The following is a 17,026-nucleotide window of genomic DNA, read 5'->3' as shown; positions in this document are numbered from 1 at the left end:
TTTAGTCTATTTGATAAATAAGAATAAATTTTTTAACAATGAATAAAGGTCCAGTTTCTCAATTTATTGAGAAGAATTTTTTACATTTTAATGCAGCATCCTTAGTAGATGCAGCCAAAGGTTATGAACAGCATTTGCTAGAAGGAGGTAAAATGCTGATTGCTCTGGCAGGGGCTATGAGTACAGCAGAATTAGGTATTTCATTAGCAGAAATGATACGTCAAGGAAAGGTGGATATTATTTCTTGTACAGGGGCAAACTTGGAGGAAGATGTTATGAACTTAGTAGCTCATTCTCACTATAAGCGAGTGCCTCATTATCGAGATCTTACTCCTGAGCAGGAGAGAGAACTCTTAGATAGTCACTATAATCGTGTTACTGATACTTGTATCCCTGAGGAAGAAGCTTTTCGTCGCTTACAGAAGCATCTGGAAGAAGTATGGCATAAGGCAGAAGAAAAAGGAGAGCGTTATTTTCCTCATGAATTTCTTTACCAAGTTGTAAAATCTGGAGTATTAGAACAGTATTACGAAATAGATCCTAAAAATTCTTGGATATTAGCAGCAGCAGAGAAGAACTTACCTATTGTTTGTCCAGGTTGGGAGGATTCTACCACAGGAAATATCTTTGCAGCAAATGTAATTAAAGGAAACCTCAAAGCTTCTACAGTTAAGTCTGGAATTGAGTATATGATGTACCTTACAGAATGGTACAGGAAGAATGCTACAGGGAAAGGAGTAGGTTTCTTCCAGATAGGAGGAGGAATAGCTGGAGATTTCCCTATCTGTGTGGTGCCTATGATGTATCAGGATTTGGAATGGGAAGAAGTACCTTTCTGGTCTTATTTCTGCCAAATATCTGATTCTACAACAAGTTATGGTTCTTACTCAGGAGCTGTTCCTAATGAAAAAATTACTTGGGGTAAGCTAGATATTGATACACCAAAATTTATTGTCGAGTCCGATGCTACCATCGTTGCGCCTCTTATTTTTGCTTATTTATTAGGGCAGTAGAATACTTAGATTCATTATAAGCCTTTATGTAAATGAAGGCTTATAATGATTTTTTGTAAAGAAATTTACGGAAATTTTGGGAAAAATTTGGGTGTAAGAAAAAAATAATGTACTTTTGGCATTTATTTGAAGAATAAAAGCATAGAATGAAAAAGCAAATTACAGATACTGTCTTGATGATTCGTCCAGTTCGTTTTAGGACAAATGAAGAGACAATGGTCAATAACTACTTCCAGAAAGGAATAAATATTACCCAAGAGGAAATCAATCATAAAGCTCAGCAAGAATTTGATGCTCTTGTGGATAAATTACAAAAAGTAGGCGTAAAAGTAATTCAGGTAGAGGATATTTATGAAAATGATACTCCAGATTCGGTATTTCCTAACAATTGGATTAGTTTTCATAATAATGGAGATGTAGCTCTCTATCCTATGTTCGCAGAGAACCGTAGGAGGGAGCGCAGGGAAGATATTCTTGATATAGTAGAACAAGAAGGTTTTCTCATTGAGAATGTATTTGATTATACCATTGCAGAACAAGAAGCTATTTTCCTAGAAGGTACAGGGGCAATGGTATTAGATAGAGTTCATAGAAAGGCTTATTGTGCGCTTTCTCCAAGAGCTAATGAAGAGCTTTTTATTGAATTCTGTGAAGATTTTGAATATACACCGGTTATTTTTACTGCGATTCAGCAAAAGGAAGGAGAAAACAAGCCCATTTACCATACCAATGTGATGATGGCAATAGGAAAGGACTTCGCCATTATTTGTCCAGAGGTTATTTCTGATAAAAGTGAGCGTAAGAATGTACTTTCTCACTTGAAAAATGACCATAAAGATATTATAACCATCAGTAGTGAGCAAGTGGATTATTTTGTAGGAAATATGTTGCAGGTCAAAGGGAAAGATCACACTTACCTAGTGATGAGTGAGACCGCTTATAACGCACTTACTCCTCAGCAAATAGAGGCTATAGAGAAGCATACTCAAATTATCTATAGTAATCTCTCCACTATAGAGATATGTGGTGGTGGAAGTGCTCGTTGTATGTTAGCAGAAATATTCTTACCTAAAGCACAATAAAATAACTTCAAAATAAGATGATATGAGAGTAATCCGATTTTTTAAATATCAAGGAACAGGAAATGATTTTATAATGATAGATAATCGAATGAAAACATTTCCTAAAGGAGACCCTAAATTGGTGGCTAACCTCTGCCATAGGCGTTTTGGAATAGGAGCTGATGGGCTGATTCTCTTAGAAGAAGACAAAGAGAATGATTTTGCAATGGTATATTATAATTCAGATGGGAATCCTAGCACAATGTGTGGTAATGGAGGACGTTGTATTGTTGCTTTTGCCTACAAATTAGGGCTTATCCAAAAAGATGAAACTACTTTTTCGGCTCCCGACGGGCTCCATAGAGCACTTTTTAAAAATGGAATGATTCATCTACAGATGCAGGATGTTAATCAGATAAATAAGGTAAAAAAAGGATTATCATTGAATACAGGCTCTCCTCATTATGTAGAAATAGTAAAAAATCTTCCTGAGCTTGATGTAAAGAGAGAAGGAGCAAAAATCCGTTATGGAACACCTTTTAATATAGAGGGTATTAATGTCAATTTTGTAGAGCCTATTGCTGAAAATCGCTTTAAAGTACGTACTTATGAGCGAGGAGTTGAGGACGAGACTTATTCCTGTGGAACGGGAGCAGTGGCAACAGCTATTGCGATGCACAAATCAGGGAAAACAAAAGCTGAATATATTATACTAGAGACTCAAGGAGGAAATCTAGAAGTGACTTTTGAAGTTAAGAAAGAATTTTTAGGATTAAAAATTAAAGAATATACTAATATTTGGCTCATAGGAACAGCAGAGTTTACTTTTGAGGGGACAATTAGCGTATAAAAATGGTTAGTTTAAGAGCTCTTGAGCCTGAAGATATAGATTTCTTATATGAATTGGAAAATGATAAGGCATTATGGGAAATAAGTGAGACACAAGCTCCTTTTTCACGTTATTTGTTAAGGGAATTTATTAGTAATGCTCATTTGGATATCTATCAGACTAAGCAACTACGTTTGGTAATCGTTAGTGAAGGTCAAGTAGTAGGTTGTGCAGATTTATATGATTTTAATCCAAAGAACAAGCGGATTTCGGTAGGAATTGTTATATTAAGTTCTTATCGTAATAGAGGGATAGGAGCTAAAGCTTTATTTCAGGTATGTCAGTACGCTTTCACTTTTTTAGCTATTCATCAGGTAATTGCTTATGTACCAGAGGATAATGTGCCAAGTCAAAAGCTTTTTGAAAAAATAGGCTTTGTGAGAGAAGCTGTTCTAAAAGATTGGATTTTCTCGCAAGGAATCTTTAAGAATATATTTTTATATCATTATCTGAAATAAAAAGGATATTTTTTCCTGAAAAATATAAAAATCATTATTATATTGTCTATATCACATTTTTTTCGTAACTTGCGCCTTAATTCGTAAGTTGCTTTTCGCATCTAAAATTTATAAATAATTATGACAAAAATTACAGCTGCAATTACAGGCGTAGGAGGTTATGTTCCTGATTTTGTGTTATCAAATCAACTCTTGGAAAAGATGGTAGATACCACAGATGAATGGATTACAACTCGTACTGGTATAAAAGAAAGGAGATTACTAAAGGAAGAAGGAAAAGGAGCTTCTTACTTAGGAATAAAAGCGGTTGAAGATTTGTTTAGAAAAACAGGAACCAACCCTGAAGAAATTGACTTGATTCTTTTTGCAAGCGTTACTCCAGATATGCCAGTAGCTATCTCAGGGGCTTATTTGGCTACACAAATAGGAGCTGTGAATGCTTTTGCTGTTGACCTACAGGCGGCTTGTTCAAGTTTTCTTTATGGAATGTCTGTTGCAGCCAGATACATTGAATCTGGAAAGTATAAAAAAGTACTTCTTATAGGAGCCGACAAAATGTCTTCTATCATAGATTATACAGATCGAGCTACTTGTATTCTCTTTGGAGATGGGGCAGGGGCAGTTCTTTTTGAACCTAACTATGAGGGATTAGGTATTCAGGATGAATATCTTCGTAGTGATGGTGTGGGAAGGGATTTCTTGAAGATAGATGCGGGAGGCTCTATCCTACCTACTACAGCAGATACAATCAAAGAAGGTAAAAATAATCTCTATCAGGACGGAAAAACAGTGTTCAAATACGCAGTTTCTCGTATGGCAGATGTTACTGATATCCTAGTAGAAAGAAATCACCTTACAGCAGAAAATCTTAATTGGCTTGTTCCTCATCAGGCGAATAAGCGTATAATAGATGCTACCGCACAGCGTATGGGGCTTCCTATGGAAAAGGTAATGCTTAACATACATCATTATGGGAATACCACTTCAGCAACACTTCCATTGGCTCTTTATGACTATGAAAATCAGCTAAAGAAAGGTGATAATGTTATTTTTGTTGCTTTTGGAGGAGGTTTTACTTGGGGAGCAATCTATCTTAAGTGGGCATATGACCCTAAAGGAAAATAATAAATCATAGAATAAGACTTGCTATTTCTTAAAGAAGATTAAGAATCAGCAAGTCTTGTTTTTACAGTATATTTTAGGGAATTAGTTTGAAAAATATTAAAATCTTACCTTTATCAGATTGTATGTAAAATTAATTTAGTATTTTTGTCCCCTTAAACGAAGATATATTTTACTAATTATAAAAAAATAATATTCACAATTGAAATATAAATTGTTATGGATTTAAGAGATATTCAAAACCTAATCAGATTTGTAGCTAAGTCAGGAGCTAGTGAGGTGAAGTTAGAAATGGAGGATGTAAAGATTACCATTAAGACTTCAGGAGAAGAAGGAAGACCTGAGACTGTATATGTGCAACAACCTGTTGTAACACAGGGAATTCCACAAGCTCAGCTTCCTATAGCACCAGTGATACCTGTTCCTGTAAGTGATCCAGCTTCTCTTGTTGCTAAAAATCAAGATGATGATGAGAATGGGAAATATATTACAATAAAATCACCAATTATTGGAACTTTCTATCGCAGACCAGCTCCTAATAAGCCTTTATTTGTAGAAGTTGGAGATAATATTGTACAAGGACAAACACTTTGTGTGATAGAAGCAATGAAACTTTTCAATGAAATAGAGTCCGAAGTCTCTGGAAAAATAGTAAAAGTATTGGTAGATGATTCTTCTCCTGTAGAGTATGATCAACCACTATTCTTAGTAGATCCTTCATAGTTTCTTCCATAAGTTAATGGTTTATACACTACTATATATAATTTTATATAGTAGATTGTTTCATTTGTTAGGATTCCAAAATATAAAAAGATGTTTAAGAAAATATTAATAGCTAATCGAGGTGAAATTGCCCTTAGGGTAATACGTACCTGTAGAGAAATGGGGATTAAGACAGTAGCAGTGTATTCTACTGCAGATGCTGAAAGCCTTCACGTGAGATTTGCAGATGAGGCTGTCTGTATAGGACCTGCTCCTAGTAAGGATTCTTATCTGAAAATTACTAATATTATTGCAGCGGCAGAAATAACAAATGCAGATGCAATACACCCTGGGTATGGTTTCTTATCAGAAAACGCTAAGTTCTCTAAAATTTGTGCTGAAAATGGAATAAAATTCATAGGGGCTTCTGCAGAAATGATTGATAAGATGGGTGATAAGGCAACTGCTAAAGCGACAATGAAAGCTGCTGGAGTGCCTACAGTTCCAGGTTCTGATGGACTCCTAAAGGATGTGGAAGATGCTAAAAAAATAGCTAAAGAAATGGGATATCCTGTAATGTTAAAAGCAACAGCAGGAGGAGGAGGAAAAGGAATGCGTGCTGTGTGGAAAGAAGAGGAGTTAGAAAAAGCTTTTGAAAGTGCTACTCAGGAAGCCGCAGCTGCTTTTGGTAATGACGGGATGTATATGGAGAAACTTATAGAAGAGCCTCGCCATATTGAAATTCAGATTGTAGGAGACCAATTTGGAAAAGCTTGTCACCTCTCTGAGCGTGATTGCTCAGTACAACGAAGACATCAGAAACTTACAGAGGAAACACCTTCTCCTTTTATGACTCCTGAACTTCGCCAGAAAATGGGAGAAGCAGCTGTTAAAGCAGCTGAATCTATTAAGTATGAAGGAGCTGGAACAATAGAGTTTTTGGTGGATAAACATAGAAACTTCTATTTTATGGAGATGAATACTCGTATTCAAGTGGAGCATCCTATTACAGAACAGGTTATTGACTATGATTTAATACGAGAACAGATATTAGTAGCTGCAGGAGTGCCTATTTCTGGTAAAAATTATACACCCAAATTACACGCAATTGAATGTAGAATCAATGCGGAAGACCCTTATAATGACTTCAGACCTTGTCCAGGGAAGATTACAGCTTTCCACGCACCAGGAGGCTTTGGAGTACGATTGGATACCCACGTATATGCAGGATATACGATTCCACCCAATTATGATTCTATGATAGCTAAACTTATTACTACAGCTCAAACCAGAGAAGAAGCTATTGCTAAGATGAAAAGAGCTCTAGATGAATTTGTTATTGAAGGAATTAAAACAACAATACCTTTCCATAAACAACTAATGGAGAGTCCTGATTATATTTCAGGAAATTATACAACTAAGTTTATGGAAACCTTTGTAATGCAACCTAAAAATGAAGATGAGGATTAGGTAACTTTTTCTAATCAAATTAATTATAAAAACTTATACTATGTCAATAGAAAGAATAAAATGCTTGATTATAGGATCAGGTCCCGCCGGATATACTGCAGCTATTTATGCTTCAAGAGCTAACTTGAAACCTGTTCTATACCAAGGAGAACAACCCGGGGGACAGCTTACTACTACCAATGAGGTGGAAAATTTTCCAGGTTATCCGCAAGGAATTACAGGAACAGAGATGATGATGCAGCTTGAAGAGCAAGCACGTCGTTTTGAGGCTGATATTCGTTCTGGCTGGGTTACCAAAGTAGATTTCTCTGCCAAACCCCTCAAAGTATGGGTGGAGGATAAGGAAATTCATGCCGATAGTATCATCATTAGTACAGGAGCTTCAGCTAAGTATTTGGGGTTACCTTCTGAGCAGCACTATTTGCAAGTGGGAGGAGGAGTTTCTGCCTGTGCTGTATGTGATGGTTTTTTCTATAGGAATCAGGAAGTGGCTATTGTAGGAGCTGGAGATTCAGCCTGTGAAGAAGCATTGTATCTTTCTAAAATCTGTAAAAAAGTAACAATGATTGTACGTCGCGATGCTTTCCGTGCTTCAAAAATAATGGAAAATCGTGTACGTAATACAGAAAATATTTCTATTTTATTCAATACAGAAACAGAAGAAATCATTGGAGATGGACAACTTGTATCCTCTATAAAGGTACGTAATAATGTTAATCAAGAAGTTACAGAATTTTCTATTACAGGCTTTTTCGTGGCAATAGGTCATAAGCCCAATACAGATATATTTGCTCCATATCTTACTTTAGACAAGGAAGGGTATATTGTAAATATCCCAGGCTCATCGCGTACCAATGTAGAAGGTGTTTTTGTTGCGGGAGATGCTGCCGATAAGCATTATAGACAAGCTGTCATAGCCGCAGGAAGTGGTGCTATTGCAGCATTAGATGCAGAACGATATTTGGCTACACTAGAGAATTAAAATGGAAGTTCGTATCGCTCCCTCTTGGAAAAATTTACTTTCAGGAGAATTTGAAAAAGATTATTTTCAAAAACTGACAGATTTCGTTAGGAAAGAATATACAGAACATATTTGCTATCCTAAGGGTAAGGATATTTTTCTAGCTTTTGATGCTTGTCCTTTTGAAAATTTAAAAGTAGTTCTTCTGGGGCAGGATCCTTATCACGGTGAAAATCAAGCAAATGGACTTTGTTTCTCGGTTAATGAAGGAATAGCTCATCCTCCTTCTTTGGTGAATATATTTAGAGAAATTCAGGAAGATTTGAATTTGCCTTATCCTGAAAGTGGTAATTTAGTTCGTTGGGCAAAACAAGGAGTTTTGTTACTCAATACAACGCTTACTGTTCGAGCTAATCAGGCAGGAAGTCATCAACATCAAGGTTGGGAAACCTTTACAGATGCTGTAATTGAGGCTATTTCCAGTAATTGCCAACAAGTAGTTTTTCTTCTATGGGGTGGATTTGCTAAGAAAAAGGTGTCATTAATAGATACAAACAGACATTATGTCTTAACCTCAGGACATCCTTCCCCATTGAGTGCTAATAGAGGGTATTGGTTTGGGAATAAGCATTTTAGTAAGACAAATGAGTATCTTCTCTCAATAGGAAAGTCTATAATTAATTGGCAATAATACTGACAATTTGTCGCAAAATTCATTTTGGCACAATCATTGACAATAATGAATTGTAATAACAAAATAAGATAAAAGATAAATACGATTATGAGTAAGATTATTGGAATAGATTTAGGAACCACGAACTCGTGTGTTTCTGTAATGGAAGGTAATGATCCTGTGGTGATTACCAATGCAGAAGGGAAGCGAACTACTCCCTCTGTAGTAGCCTTTGTAGAAGGAGGCGAGATAAAAGTAGGAGATGCAGCTAAACGACAAGCGGTTACCAACCCTAAGAAAACGATTTATTCTATAAAACGTTTTATGGGAAATAAGTTCTCTGAATTAGGCAAGGAAATAGGACGTGTGCCTTATGCTGTAGAACAAGGGGATAATGATACACCTCGTGTAGATATTGATGGACGACTCTATTCTCCTCAAGAAATCTCTGCTATGATTCTTCAGAAAATGAAAAAAACTGCTGAAGACTTCTTAGGACAAACCGTAAGTCGTGCGGTAATTACCGTTCCTGCATACTTTAATGATGCACAACGTCAAGCTACTAAAGAAGCGGGAGAAATCGCTGGGCTAAAAGTAGAACGTATTATTAATGAGCCTACTGCTGCAGCCTTAGCTTATGGACTAGATAAGCAACATAATGATCATAAAATTGTAGTGTTTGACTTCGGGGGAGGAACTCACGATGTTTCTATCCTTGAATTAGGAGATGGTGTTTTTGAGGTGCTTTCTACAGATGGAGATACACACTTAGGAGGAGATGATGTGGATGAGAAAATCATTAATTGGCTTGCTGAAGAATTTGAAAAAGAAGAAGGCTTAGACTTACGTAAAGATCCGATGGCTCTTCAACGTCTTAAGGAAGCCGCTGAGAAAGCAAAAATAGAGCTTTCTTCTTCTATGCAGACAGAAATTAATTTACCTTATATCACGGCTACTGCTACAGGTCCTAAGCACTTAGTGCGTACCCTTACCCGTGCTAAGTTTGAACAACTTATTGAGGATTTGGTAGCTCGTACTATCGAACCTTGTAAAAAAGCTCTTGAGAATGCAGGTCTTGAAGTGAGTGATATCAATGAGGTAATCCTTGTAGGAGGTTCTACTCGTATCCCAGCAGTTCAGGAGGCAGTAGAAAAATTCTTTGGTAAAAAGCCAAATAAGAGTGTAAATCCTGATGAAGTAGTAGCTATAGGAGCTGCAATCCAAGGAGGAGTTCTTACAGGAGATGTAAAAGATGTATTATTGTTAGATGTTACCCCCCTATCTCTTGGTATTGAAACTATGGGAGGAGTAATGACAAAGCTTATCGAAGCTAATACCACTATCCCAACTAAGAAATCACAAATATTCTCTACTGCAGCGGATAACCAACCTAGCGTGGAAATCCACGTACTACAAGGAGAGAGACCTATGGCTGCGGACAATAAGACTATTGGACGTTTCCACTTAGATGGTATCCCACCTGCACCACGAGGAGTTCCTCAAATTGAAGTAATCTTCGATATTGATGCTAATGGTATTATCAATGTATCTGCTACCGATAAAGGAACAGGTAAAACTCACGATATCAGGATAGAGGCTTCTTCTGGACTTACTCAAGAGGAAATTGAAAGAATGAAACGTGATGCAGAAGCTAATGCCGAAGCAGATAAGAAAGCTCAAGAGATAGCAACAAAGATGAATGAGGCTGATGCTCTTATTTTCCAAACAGAAAAACAATTGAAAGAGTTTGGAGATAAGCTTCCTGCAGATAAAAAATCTGCTATTGAAAGTAGCTTGGAAGAACTTAAGCAAGCTTATGAAAGTAAGGAAATTTTAGCGATTGATACAGCTTTAGAGAATATCAACAACGCTTGGAAGAGTGCTTCAGAGGATATTTATAAAGCACAACAAGCAGGAGGATCTAGCTCAGGAGCAGAATATCAAGATAATACTAATCAACAACAAGGTGGAGGAGATAATAATGTTCAAGATGTAGATTTTGAAGAAGTAAAATAAGCGTTGATTAGCAACGATTAGTAAATATTAAAAACTACTATAAACACTTGGTTTATAGTAGTTTTTTTATTTTTAAATTAATCCATACTATTTGTTTTTCTCATTTTTTAATTATAATTTTGTACCATATTTGTATCGGGTCATAATTTACCACAATGTGAGTCTTAAAACGCTTATTAATCATTAATAGCAATAAAATGGGGTTTAGTAAATTGAAAATACCAAAGGTTTGTGAGCAATGTCATAAGCCCTTTGAAGCTAAAACAATAACAACTCGTTTTTGTTCAAATTCATGTGCAAGTAAAAATGGAAAAGAACGGAAAAAACAAGAAAAAGAATTGCAGGAAAAAGAAAAGATTTTAGAGAAGTACGCAAATAAAATTGCTATTCTTCAGCATAGAGAATTTATTTCTGTAAGTGAAGCTGTTGTTTTATTTGGAATTTCAAAAAGCACTATTCATAGATTGATTAAGCAAAAACTCATCCATAGTGTAAATCTTGGTGAGCGACTTACAAGAATAAATAAAATAGAATTGGAAAAACTTTTCTCTCCAATTATTATCGATGAAAATGACAAACAAGAGAAAGAGTTTCCTAAGAAATATAAAAAAGAAAATTGCTATACGCTTTCACAAGTAAGTGAAAAGTTTGGAGCAAATCCTTCAACAGTGACTAGTATTATTAAAAAATTTAATATCCCAAAAGAAAAAATAGGGAAATTTGTATATGTTCCAAAGGTTGAAATTGATAAAATATTTATTAGACAATGAAAGTAAAACCCACAAAATGTACAGTAAGACTTCGTAAGGCAGAATTTAAGAAAGAATGGTATGTCTATATAGAGTGCTATCCCGTTTATGAAGCAAATAAAGAAACACCTAAAAGAGTCAGAGAATATCTCAATAGAAGTGTTAGTTCTGTAGTTTTTGACAAAACTCACTCAGCAAAAACTGATGATAAGGGAAATGTTTCCTATAAACCAAAACGAGATGAAAATGGAGTAATCATTTGTAAAAGTGATTTGGATAAAGAAACAATGTTATTTGCTGATGCAATTCGTAGAAAATTGCAAAAAGAATATGATGAGCAAATTTTATTAGGAGATAATCAACAATTAAAACAAAAAGAATTATTAAAAGAAAATTTTATTTCTTATTGTGAAGAGTTACTGAAGAAAAAACATAAAAACAGTTCGAACACTATTCGTGTAAATTGGAAAAGGGTAATAGAATTTCTAAAATTATTTTCAGGTGAAGAAGTAAAATTTGCACAGATTGATATGAAGTTTTCAGAGAATTTTAAAAATTTCTTATTATCTGCACCTTGTGGAGGAAATAAGAAAGGAACTATCTCTGTCAATACCTCAGCCACATATTTTTCTATTTTCAAAGCTATTCTAAAACAAGCCTTTATTGATGGATATTTTTTATCAGATTTGTCTGGAAAAATAAAAGGTATTGCTGATAGAGAATCAAGAAGAGAGTATCTCTCAGAAGAAGAATTAAATATTTTAGCAAAGACACCTTGTGATAATGATATTTTGAAACGAGCTTCACTTTTCTCTGCTCTCACAGGATTAAGGCTCTCAGATATTCAAAGGTTAAGATGGAAAGAAATCATAGAAGATAATAACAAAATAGAACTCCACTTTACTCAGAAGAAAACCAAAGGTGTAGAATATAAACCCATTTCAAAACAAGCCTTGGAATTATGTGGAGAGAGAAGAGACTTAGAGGATTTAGTTTTTGAGAATTTACCTGATCCTGCTTGGATTTCTCGCCCTTTGAAAAAGTGGATTGCAAAAGCAGGTATTCACAAAAATATTACCTTTCATTGTTTTAGACACACATTTGCCACCTTACAATTAGCTAATGGTACAGATATTTACACTGTAAGCAAAATGCTGGGACATACAAATGTAAATACAACACAAATCTATGCAAAAATAATTGATGAAAATAAAATAAAAGCAGCAGAAGTTATTAAGTTGAATTTTTAAAAATAGTAAATTATGAATATGGTACAAAAGAGAGATTTAATCGGAAAATCAGAAAAATTAGCTATTATTATAATCACATTATTAGAAGTAACATATCTTATGGTGAAATTTGGAGTTTATGAAGTTAAAACGATTTACACTATGATTATCATTGTATTCATATTAACAGTGTTTTTTGTTTATCTCAATGTTCCGCCATTACTAATGTCATTACTTTTCTTTATCAGAAGCAAAGTAATTCTTACTAATACTACTCCTACGGACACTACTCACATAGAGACTACTACCACGGATATTCCTCACATAGAGACTACTCCTATGGATATTATCACGGAGACTACTCACATAGAGACTATCTCCATGGATACTACTCCCATGTATACTCACACGAATACTACTACCACGGATACTGCTCCCATAGAGACTATTGATAATAATATAAATAACACCTATATAAAGGTAGATTCAACTAATAAAGATAACTTTTTAGGGAACAAAAATAAAAACAAAGAAAAAAATAAATTAAATATTGCCGAAAAATATATAATAGAAACTTTTACTGGGCTTTGTTCAGAGGAGGAAATTAAAAATATTTATGCCGCGATAAAAGCCTATTCTAATGGAGAGACCGATTTTTTGAACTATTCCTCCATAAGTGTCAAAAATCTAAAAGTTCTTGATTTATATCACTTTGGTTGGAATATTTGGAATCACTTTAGAGTTGGAGAACAAGATGTAATTGCCAAACTTTTGAAGATAATTTTTGCAGAAAAATTCTCAAGAACCAGTATAAAAACAATAAAAAGTCATTTGAAAGACGATGAGAAAAAAGGAAGAATTATAATCAAAGAAGATTTATCTAAGCTCAATGAGTAAAAAAGAATGTTTTTCATTATGTGATTCACTCGTGATTTCTGTGATTCACTTGTGATTTCTGTGTTTTTTCTGTGTTTTTATGTGTTTTTATGTGTTTTTCTCATCACAAAGGATACATTTACTAAGTTTGCACCATAATTTTAAATATAAAATTATGGATACAAATAACATCTCATTTGAAAATCTGCCTAAAGCAGTTGCTTTTCTATCTCACCAGATAGAAGAATTAAAAACTATTGTAAAAAATAAAGATACAATAGAAATCAATAACAAGAAGAATCCTATAAGTATAGATCAGGCCTGCACAATTATAAAAAAGGCTAAACCTACAGTCTATACTTTAGTTAGAAAGCGACAAATTCCCCATTACAAAAATGGAAAAAAGCTCTATTTCTACGAAGATGAACTTTTGGATTGGATTGCTCAAGGAAAAAGAAAGACAATTCAAGAAATAGAAGAAATGGCTCACAAAGCTAAAAAAAAGGTCAAGTAATTTAAACGTAAAAGTGTATCAAAATGGGAGAATTACTTATACCTTACATTCGTGTGGGTACTACCTATTACAAAATTATAGAACGTCCACAAATCTCTGGCGACAAAATCACTTCACTCGTTAAGTGGTCAAGAGAAACCATTATCCAAGACCATGGTAAGAAATATATCTACGAAATTCCTAAATATGATGGCTTCTGTTGTATTCCTAATCATCTGAAATACCAAAAAACTATAGAGAATTTTTATAATATATACAATGAAATTCCCTATCAGCCGAGTATTTCGGTAGTACTGTCAGATGAAATTCCTTTTTCTATTTCTTTTATGCAACATATTTTCGGAAATCAAGTAGATTTAGGTCTAGATTATCTGAAGATTTTACTGGAAAATCCTACTCAAATTCTTCCTATCTTATGTTTGGTAAGCAAAGAAAGAGCTACAGGAAAAACTACTTTTCTCAAATGGCTCAAAGAGATTTTCGGAAGAAATATGACTTATATCAAGGGAGATTCGTTCAATAGTCAATTCAATTCTGACTGGGCTTCAATGTTGATTATAGCCATTGACGAAGTGTTTTTTGATCGAAAGGAAATCACTGAACGACTAAAATATCTCTCCACTACCAATAAGGATAAGTTAGAGAATAAAGGTAAAGACCGAGAGGAAATTGATTTTTTTGGAAAATTTATCCTTTGTTCTAATAACGAAGACAATTTTATTCAAATTGATGAAAACGAAATTCGCTTCTGGGTTTTGAAAATCAATCCAATAAAATCTGAAAACACTGAGTTTCTTCAAAATTTAATTACAGAAATTCCTTTATTTTTAAGTTTTTTAATCCATCGAAAATTCCATTCTGAAAAGAAAAGCAGAATGTGGTTTGCTCCTGAAGAAATAAAAACAAAAGCACTCCAAAAGCTTATTCTTAAAAATTCAAATAAGTTGGAATGTAAGATGATAGAACTTCTTTATGAGTTTTTTGAATCAACAGAGGAAACAGAAATAAAAGCTGTTCCTCAAGATATTTTGAATATGCTCAATAGAATATTCCGTCAATTGTATTATTCCCGAAATGATGTAAGGAATGTACTGAAAGAAAAATGGAATTTAGAACCTCAAAAAAACGGATTAACCTACACCCGCTACGATACTGACTATTCTGGAAATTTTTATAAGAGTAATTCTGTGGGAAGATACTTCAATATTTCCAAAGATTTTATTCTTGAAAAATATGTTGATTTGTCGAATTAAGCTACAAATAATTGAATTTTAATTAAATACCCATTCAACGAAGTATTCAACAAATTTTAAAACCTTGAATTTTGTTGAGCTATTGTTGAACAATCATAAACCTATTTTGTTGAATTGTTGAGTTTTTGTTGAGTGTATAAAATACACTTGATAAGATAGTTACATCCTTCTTTCAACAATTCAACGAAAAACAAACATATAAAACTCAAAAAATAAGATATGAATTGTAAACAAGCAAATACTCAGATATCTATTAGAAATGTTTTAGAAAGTTTTTCTCTTTTCCCAAGCAAAGGTAATTCTAAAACAGCATTTTATTTTGCTTTTGATAGAGAAGAAAAAACACCCAGCTTATTGGTCAATTTCATCAAGAATATTGCTTTTGACTTCGGAACGGGAAAGAAATACGATATAGTCTCATTGGTTCAGGGCATCAAGTTATGTTCTGTATCTGAAGCCTTAGAATATCTGTCTCAATTTGATTTTTCTTTTAATGAGCAAATATGTAATATAACTAAGGACGAAAGTAGATATGAAATATTATCTATTTCAGAGGTAAAACACAATGCCTTAATTCAATACTTAAAGGAAAGAAGAATTGAAAATAATATGCACTTACTTAAAGAAATCCATTATAAAATATCAGATAAAAAATATTTTGGTATTGGTTTTAAAAATGATACTGGTGGTTATGAAATAAGGAATAAATACTCTAAAATTTGCATTGGGAGAAAAGATATTACTACGATAAAAAATAATTCAAGTATGCTTAGGATTTTTGAAGGATTTATGGATTATCTTTCTTTTATACAAATGAAAAAAACACCAGAAGAACAACTATCAGATTATGTCATTTTAAATTCTGTTTCAATGATTTTTAAAATTGAAAAAATTATTGATAGTCATGAAAAAATAGAACTATATTTTGACAATGATGAAGCAGGAAATAGAGCGACAAATGAAATAAAACAATTAAATCCTCATGTAGAAGATTATAGAGCTTTATATCAAAACTACAAAGATTTAAATGATTTCATAATGAGTGAACCTATTTGCTACGATATTAGTGCAAAAAGTACCCATTGTTTACAATAAGCGTGTGGCTTAATGTAAATAATGGAACTTTTTGGTTTTTTCCTGTCGTCAAAAACATTAAAAAAACACAGATAATAAAAAAATGGAACAAGATTTTTTAACGAATTTCATAACAAAGATTCAAGAAGAACAAGAAGAAAAAAATGCAGAAGAAAAAAGAAAAAATTATTTCAAAACTATTGGTAAAAAAGGTGGTTTAGCCAGGAAAAAATCTGCTCTTTTTTCTAAGACAATTTCTACAAAACTTACAGAAAAAGAATTCGAAACTCTCAAAGAAAAAGCAAAAAAACTAAACCTCAAAATTTCTAAATATGTTCGACTAATTCTAACGGAAAGAGAACTAAAAATTAATGAATTTAAAACAGATGAGGTACTTTTATCCTATGGAAATAACTTTAAGAGAATAAAAAATCTATTACGAAATCATGAATTTTCAAATCTAGAGAATAAAGCTGAAATCATAAAAGAGATAGAAGAAGTTACTAAATCAATTTACAATTATTTATACCAAAATAGAATACGAGATGAATAATTCTGCAACTACAAGACGTATTTCCCAAATTGCTTTGCAATACAATGGAAATGACAAAGGAACAGCTGAAATGGTATATTCCAGTAATTTGTTATCAGATACTACTGAAAATCAATTCCAAGAAATGAAAGCTGTAGCTGACCGAAATAAAAATGTAAAAAATTGGGCTTTAACAGGATATATCTCCCCTGAGAGAAGTGAAGAAAATGAAATTTCTAATGATGTCTTGGTAGAGCTTACTCTAAAAGCTCTGGAAAAAGTTGGTGTTACAAAAGACAATCAAATTCGACTAGATATTCATAATTCGACAAAACACAAACATATTCATTTTATAGTCAATAGAGTAAATACACACGGACAAAATACAATAACGGCTCATAAAATAGGAGAATTATTTGGACAAGCTGTAAGAG

The 17,026-nt window shown here is 33.5% G+C and carries 18 protein-coding genes; all 18 read left to right on the top strand.

Features of this window, described 5'->3' with window-relative positions:
- Positions 1-38 precede the first annotated feature (38 nt).
- Positions 39-1,013, top strand: coding sequence for a deoxyhypusine synthase family protein (locus RYK20_RS03310; RefSeq protein ID WP_297978314.1), 975 nt, complete (start codon positions 39-41; stop codon positions 1,011-1,013).
- 146 nt (positions 1,014-1,159) lie between these two features.
- Positions 1,160-2,095 (top strand): citrulline utilization hydrolase CtlX, encoded by a 936-nt coding sequence (ctlX, locus tag RYK20_RS03305; protein ID WP_297978315.1) that lies wholly within the window; start codon positions 1,160-1,162, stop codon positions 2,093-2,095.
- Between the two features lie 22 nt (positions 2,096-2,117).
- Positions 2,118-2,924, top strand: coding sequence for a diaminopimelate epimerase (gene dapF / locus RYK20_RS03300; RefSeq protein ID WP_297978316.1), 807 nt, complete (start codon positions 2,118-2,120; stop codon positions 2,922-2,924).
- Between the two features lie 2 nt (positions 2,925-2,926).
- Positions 2,927-3,421, top strand: coding sequence for a GNAT family N-acetyltransferase (locus tag RYK20_RS03295; protein WP_311456015.1), 495 nt, complete (start codon positions 2,927-2,929; stop codon positions 3,419-3,421).
- 120 nt (positions 3,422-3,541) lie between these two features.
- Positions 3,542-4,546 carry a beta-ketoacyl-ACP synthase III gene (locus RYK20_RS03290; RefSeq protein ID WP_297978318.1) on the top strand — a complete coding sequence of 335 codons (1,005 nt, stop codon included), beginning with the start codon at positions 3,542-3,544 and terminating at the stop codon, positions 4,544-4,546.
- Between the two features lie 216 nt (positions 4,547-4,762).
- On the top strand, positions 4,763-5,266 hold the full coding sequence (accB, locus tag RYK20_RS03285; protein ID WP_311456013.1) for an acetyl-CoA carboxylase biotin carboxyl carrier protein: 504 nt from the start codon (positions 4,763-4,765) through the stop codon (positions 5,264-5,266).
- Between the two features lie 90 nt (positions 5,267-5,356).
- Positions 5,357-6,715, top strand: coding sequence for an acetyl-CoA carboxylase biotin carboxylase subunit (gene accC / locus RYK20_RS03280; RefSeq protein WP_297978320.1), 1,359 nt, complete (start codon positions 5,357-5,359; stop codon positions 6,713-6,715).
- A 40-nt stretch (positions 6,716-6,755) separates the two neighbouring features.
- Positions 6,756-7,697, top strand: coding sequence for a thioredoxin-disulfide reductase (gene trxB / locus RYK20_RS03275; protein WP_314894413.1), 942 nt, complete (start codon positions 6,756-6,758; stop codon positions 7,695-7,697).
- A gap of 1 nt (position 7,698) precedes the next feature.
- Positions 7,699-8,367: a uracil-DNA glycosylase gene (gene ung / locus RYK20_RS03270; RefSeq protein WP_314801869.1), complete on the top strand. Its 669-nt coding sequence runs from the start codon at positions 7,699-7,701 to the stop codon at positions 8,365-8,367.
- A 90-nt stretch (positions 8,368-8,457) separates the two neighbouring features.
- The gene (dnaK, locus tag RYK20_RS03265) at positions 8,458-10,365 is read left to right on the top strand and encodes a molecular chaperone DnaK (RefSeq protein WP_314894412.1); all 1,908 of its coding nucleotides are present in this window, start codon (positions 8,458-8,460) and stop codon (positions 10,363-10,365) included.
- A 197-nt stretch (positions 10,366-10,562) separates the two neighbouring features.
- Entirely contained in the window at positions 10,563-11,135 is a 573-nt protein-coding gene (locus RYK20_RS03260) for a helix-turn-helix domain-containing protein (RefSeq protein WP_314894411.1), read from the top strand.
- Positions 11,132-12,364: a site-specific integrase gene (locus tag RYK20_RS03255; RefSeq protein WP_314894410.1), complete on the top strand. Its 1,233-nt coding sequence runs from the start codon at positions 11,132-11,134 to the stop codon at positions 12,362-12,364. The genes RYK20_RS03260 and RYK20_RS03255 overlap by 4 nt, the downstream gene beginning before the upstream one ends.
- 12 nt (positions 12,365-12,376) lie before the next feature.
- Positions 12,377-13,240 (top strand): hypothetical protein, encoded by an 864-nt coding sequence (locus RYK20_RS03250; RefSeq protein ID WP_314894409.1) that lies wholly within the window; start codon positions 12,377-12,379, stop codon positions 13,238-13,240.
- Between the two features lie 154 nt (positions 13,241-13,394).
- Positions 13,395-13,733 (top strand): helix-turn-helix domain-containing protein, encoded by a 339-nt coding sequence (locus RYK20_RS03245; protein ID WP_314894408.1) that lies wholly within the window; start codon positions 13,395-13,397, stop codon positions 13,731-13,733.
- A 23-nt stretch (positions 13,734-13,756) separates the two neighbouring features.
- Positions 13,757-14,986, top strand: a complete 1,230-nt coding sequence (locus tag RYK20_RS03240; RefSeq protein ID WP_314894407.1) for a DUF5906 domain-containing protein — start codon at positions 13,757-13,759, stop codon at positions 14,984-14,986.
- 219 nt (positions 14,987-15,205) lie between these two features.
- A complete protein-coding gene (locus RYK20_RS03235; protein ID WP_314894406.1) occupies positions 15,206-16,081 on the top strand; it encodes a toprim domain-containing protein in 876 nt (291 codons plus the stop codon).
- An 82-nt stretch (positions 16,082-16,163) separates the two neighbouring features.
- On the top strand, positions 16,164-16,613 hold the full coding sequence (locus RYK20_RS03230; protein WP_314894405.1) for a special sigma factor: 450 nt from the start codon (positions 16,164-16,166) through the stop codon (positions 16,611-16,613).
- A partial coding sequence (locus tag RYK20_RS03225) for a relaxase/mobilization nuclease domain-containing protein (protein ID WP_314894404.1) occupies positions 16,606-17,026 on the top strand: 421 nt, incomplete at its 3' end. The genes RYK20_RS03230 and RYK20_RS03225, both read left to right, overlap by 8 nt.

Origin of the sequence: uncultured Capnocytophaga sp. (assembly GCF_963525585.1) — a bacterium.
In the GTDB taxonomy this organism is placed as follows: Bacteria; Bacteroidota; Bacteroidia; order Flavobacteriales; family Flavobacteriaceae; genus Capnocytophaga.
This window is presented reverse-complemented; position numbering and strand designations above follow the sequence as displayed.

Bases quoted from the DNA above. Each gene is read 5' to 3' on its own strand.
- RYK20_RS03310 (WP_297978314.1), top strand. From the start codon at position 39: ATGAATAAAGGTCCAGTTTCTCAATTTATTGAGAAGAATTTTTTACAT.
- ctlX (WP_297978315.1), top strand. From the start codon at position 1,160: ATGAAAAAGCAAATTACAGATACTGTCTTGATGATTCGTCCAGTTCGT.
- dapF (WP_297978316.1), top strand. From the start codon at position 2,118: ATGAGAGTAATCCGATTTTTTAAATATCAAGGAACAGGAAATGATTTT.
- RYK20_RS03295 (WP_311456015.1), top strand. From the start codon at position 2,927: ATGGTTAGTTTAAGAGCTCTTGAGCCTGAAGATATAGATTTCTTATAT.
- RYK20_RS03290 (WP_297978318.1), top strand. From the start codon at position 3,542: ATGACAAAAATTACAGCTGCAATTACAGGCGTAGGAGGTTATGTTCCT.
- accB (WP_311456013.1), top strand. From the start codon at position 4,763: ATGGATTTAAGAGATATTCAAAACCTAATCAGATTTGTAGCTAAGTCA.
- accC (WP_297978320.1), top strand. From the start codon at position 5,357: ATGTTTAAGAAAATATTAATAGCTAATCGAGGTGAAATTGCCCTTAGG.
- trxB (WP_314894413.1), top strand. From the start codon at position 6,756: ATGTCAATAGAAAGAATAAAATGCTTGATTATAGGATCAGGTCCCGCC.
- ung (WP_314801869.1), top strand. From the start codon at position 7,699: ATGGAAGTTCGTATCGCTCCCTCTTGGAAAAATTTACTTTCAGGAGAA.
- dnaK (WP_314894412.1), top strand. From the start codon at position 8,458: ATGAGTAAGATTATTGGAATAGATTTAGGAACCACGAACTCGTGTGTT.
- RYK20_RS03260 (WP_314894411.1), top strand. From the start codon at position 10,563: ATGGGGTTTAGTAAATTGAAAATACCAAAGGTTTGTGAGCAATGTCAT.
- RYK20_RS03255 (WP_314894410.1), top strand. From the start codon at position 11,132: ATGAAAGTAAAACCCACAAAATGTACAGTAAGACTTCGTAAGGCAGAA.
- RYK20_RS03250 (WP_314894409.1), top strand. From the start codon at position 12,377: ATGAATATGGTACAAAAGAGAGATTTAATCGGAAAATCAGAAAAATTA.
- RYK20_RS03245 (WP_314894408.1), top strand. From the start codon at position 13,395: ATGGATACAAATAACATCTCATTTGAAAATCTGCCTAAAGCAGTTGCT.
- RYK20_RS03240 (WP_314894407.1), top strand. From the start codon at position 13,757: ATGGGAGAATTACTTATACCTTACATTCGTGTGGGTACTACCTATTAC.
- RYK20_RS03235 (WP_314894406.1), top strand. From the start codon at position 15,206: ATGAATTGTAAACAAGCAAATACTCAGATATCTATTAGAAATGTTTTA.
- RYK20_RS03230 (WP_314894405.1), top strand. From the start codon at position 16,164: ATGGAACAAGATTTTTTAACGAATTTCATAACAAAGATTCAAGAAGAA.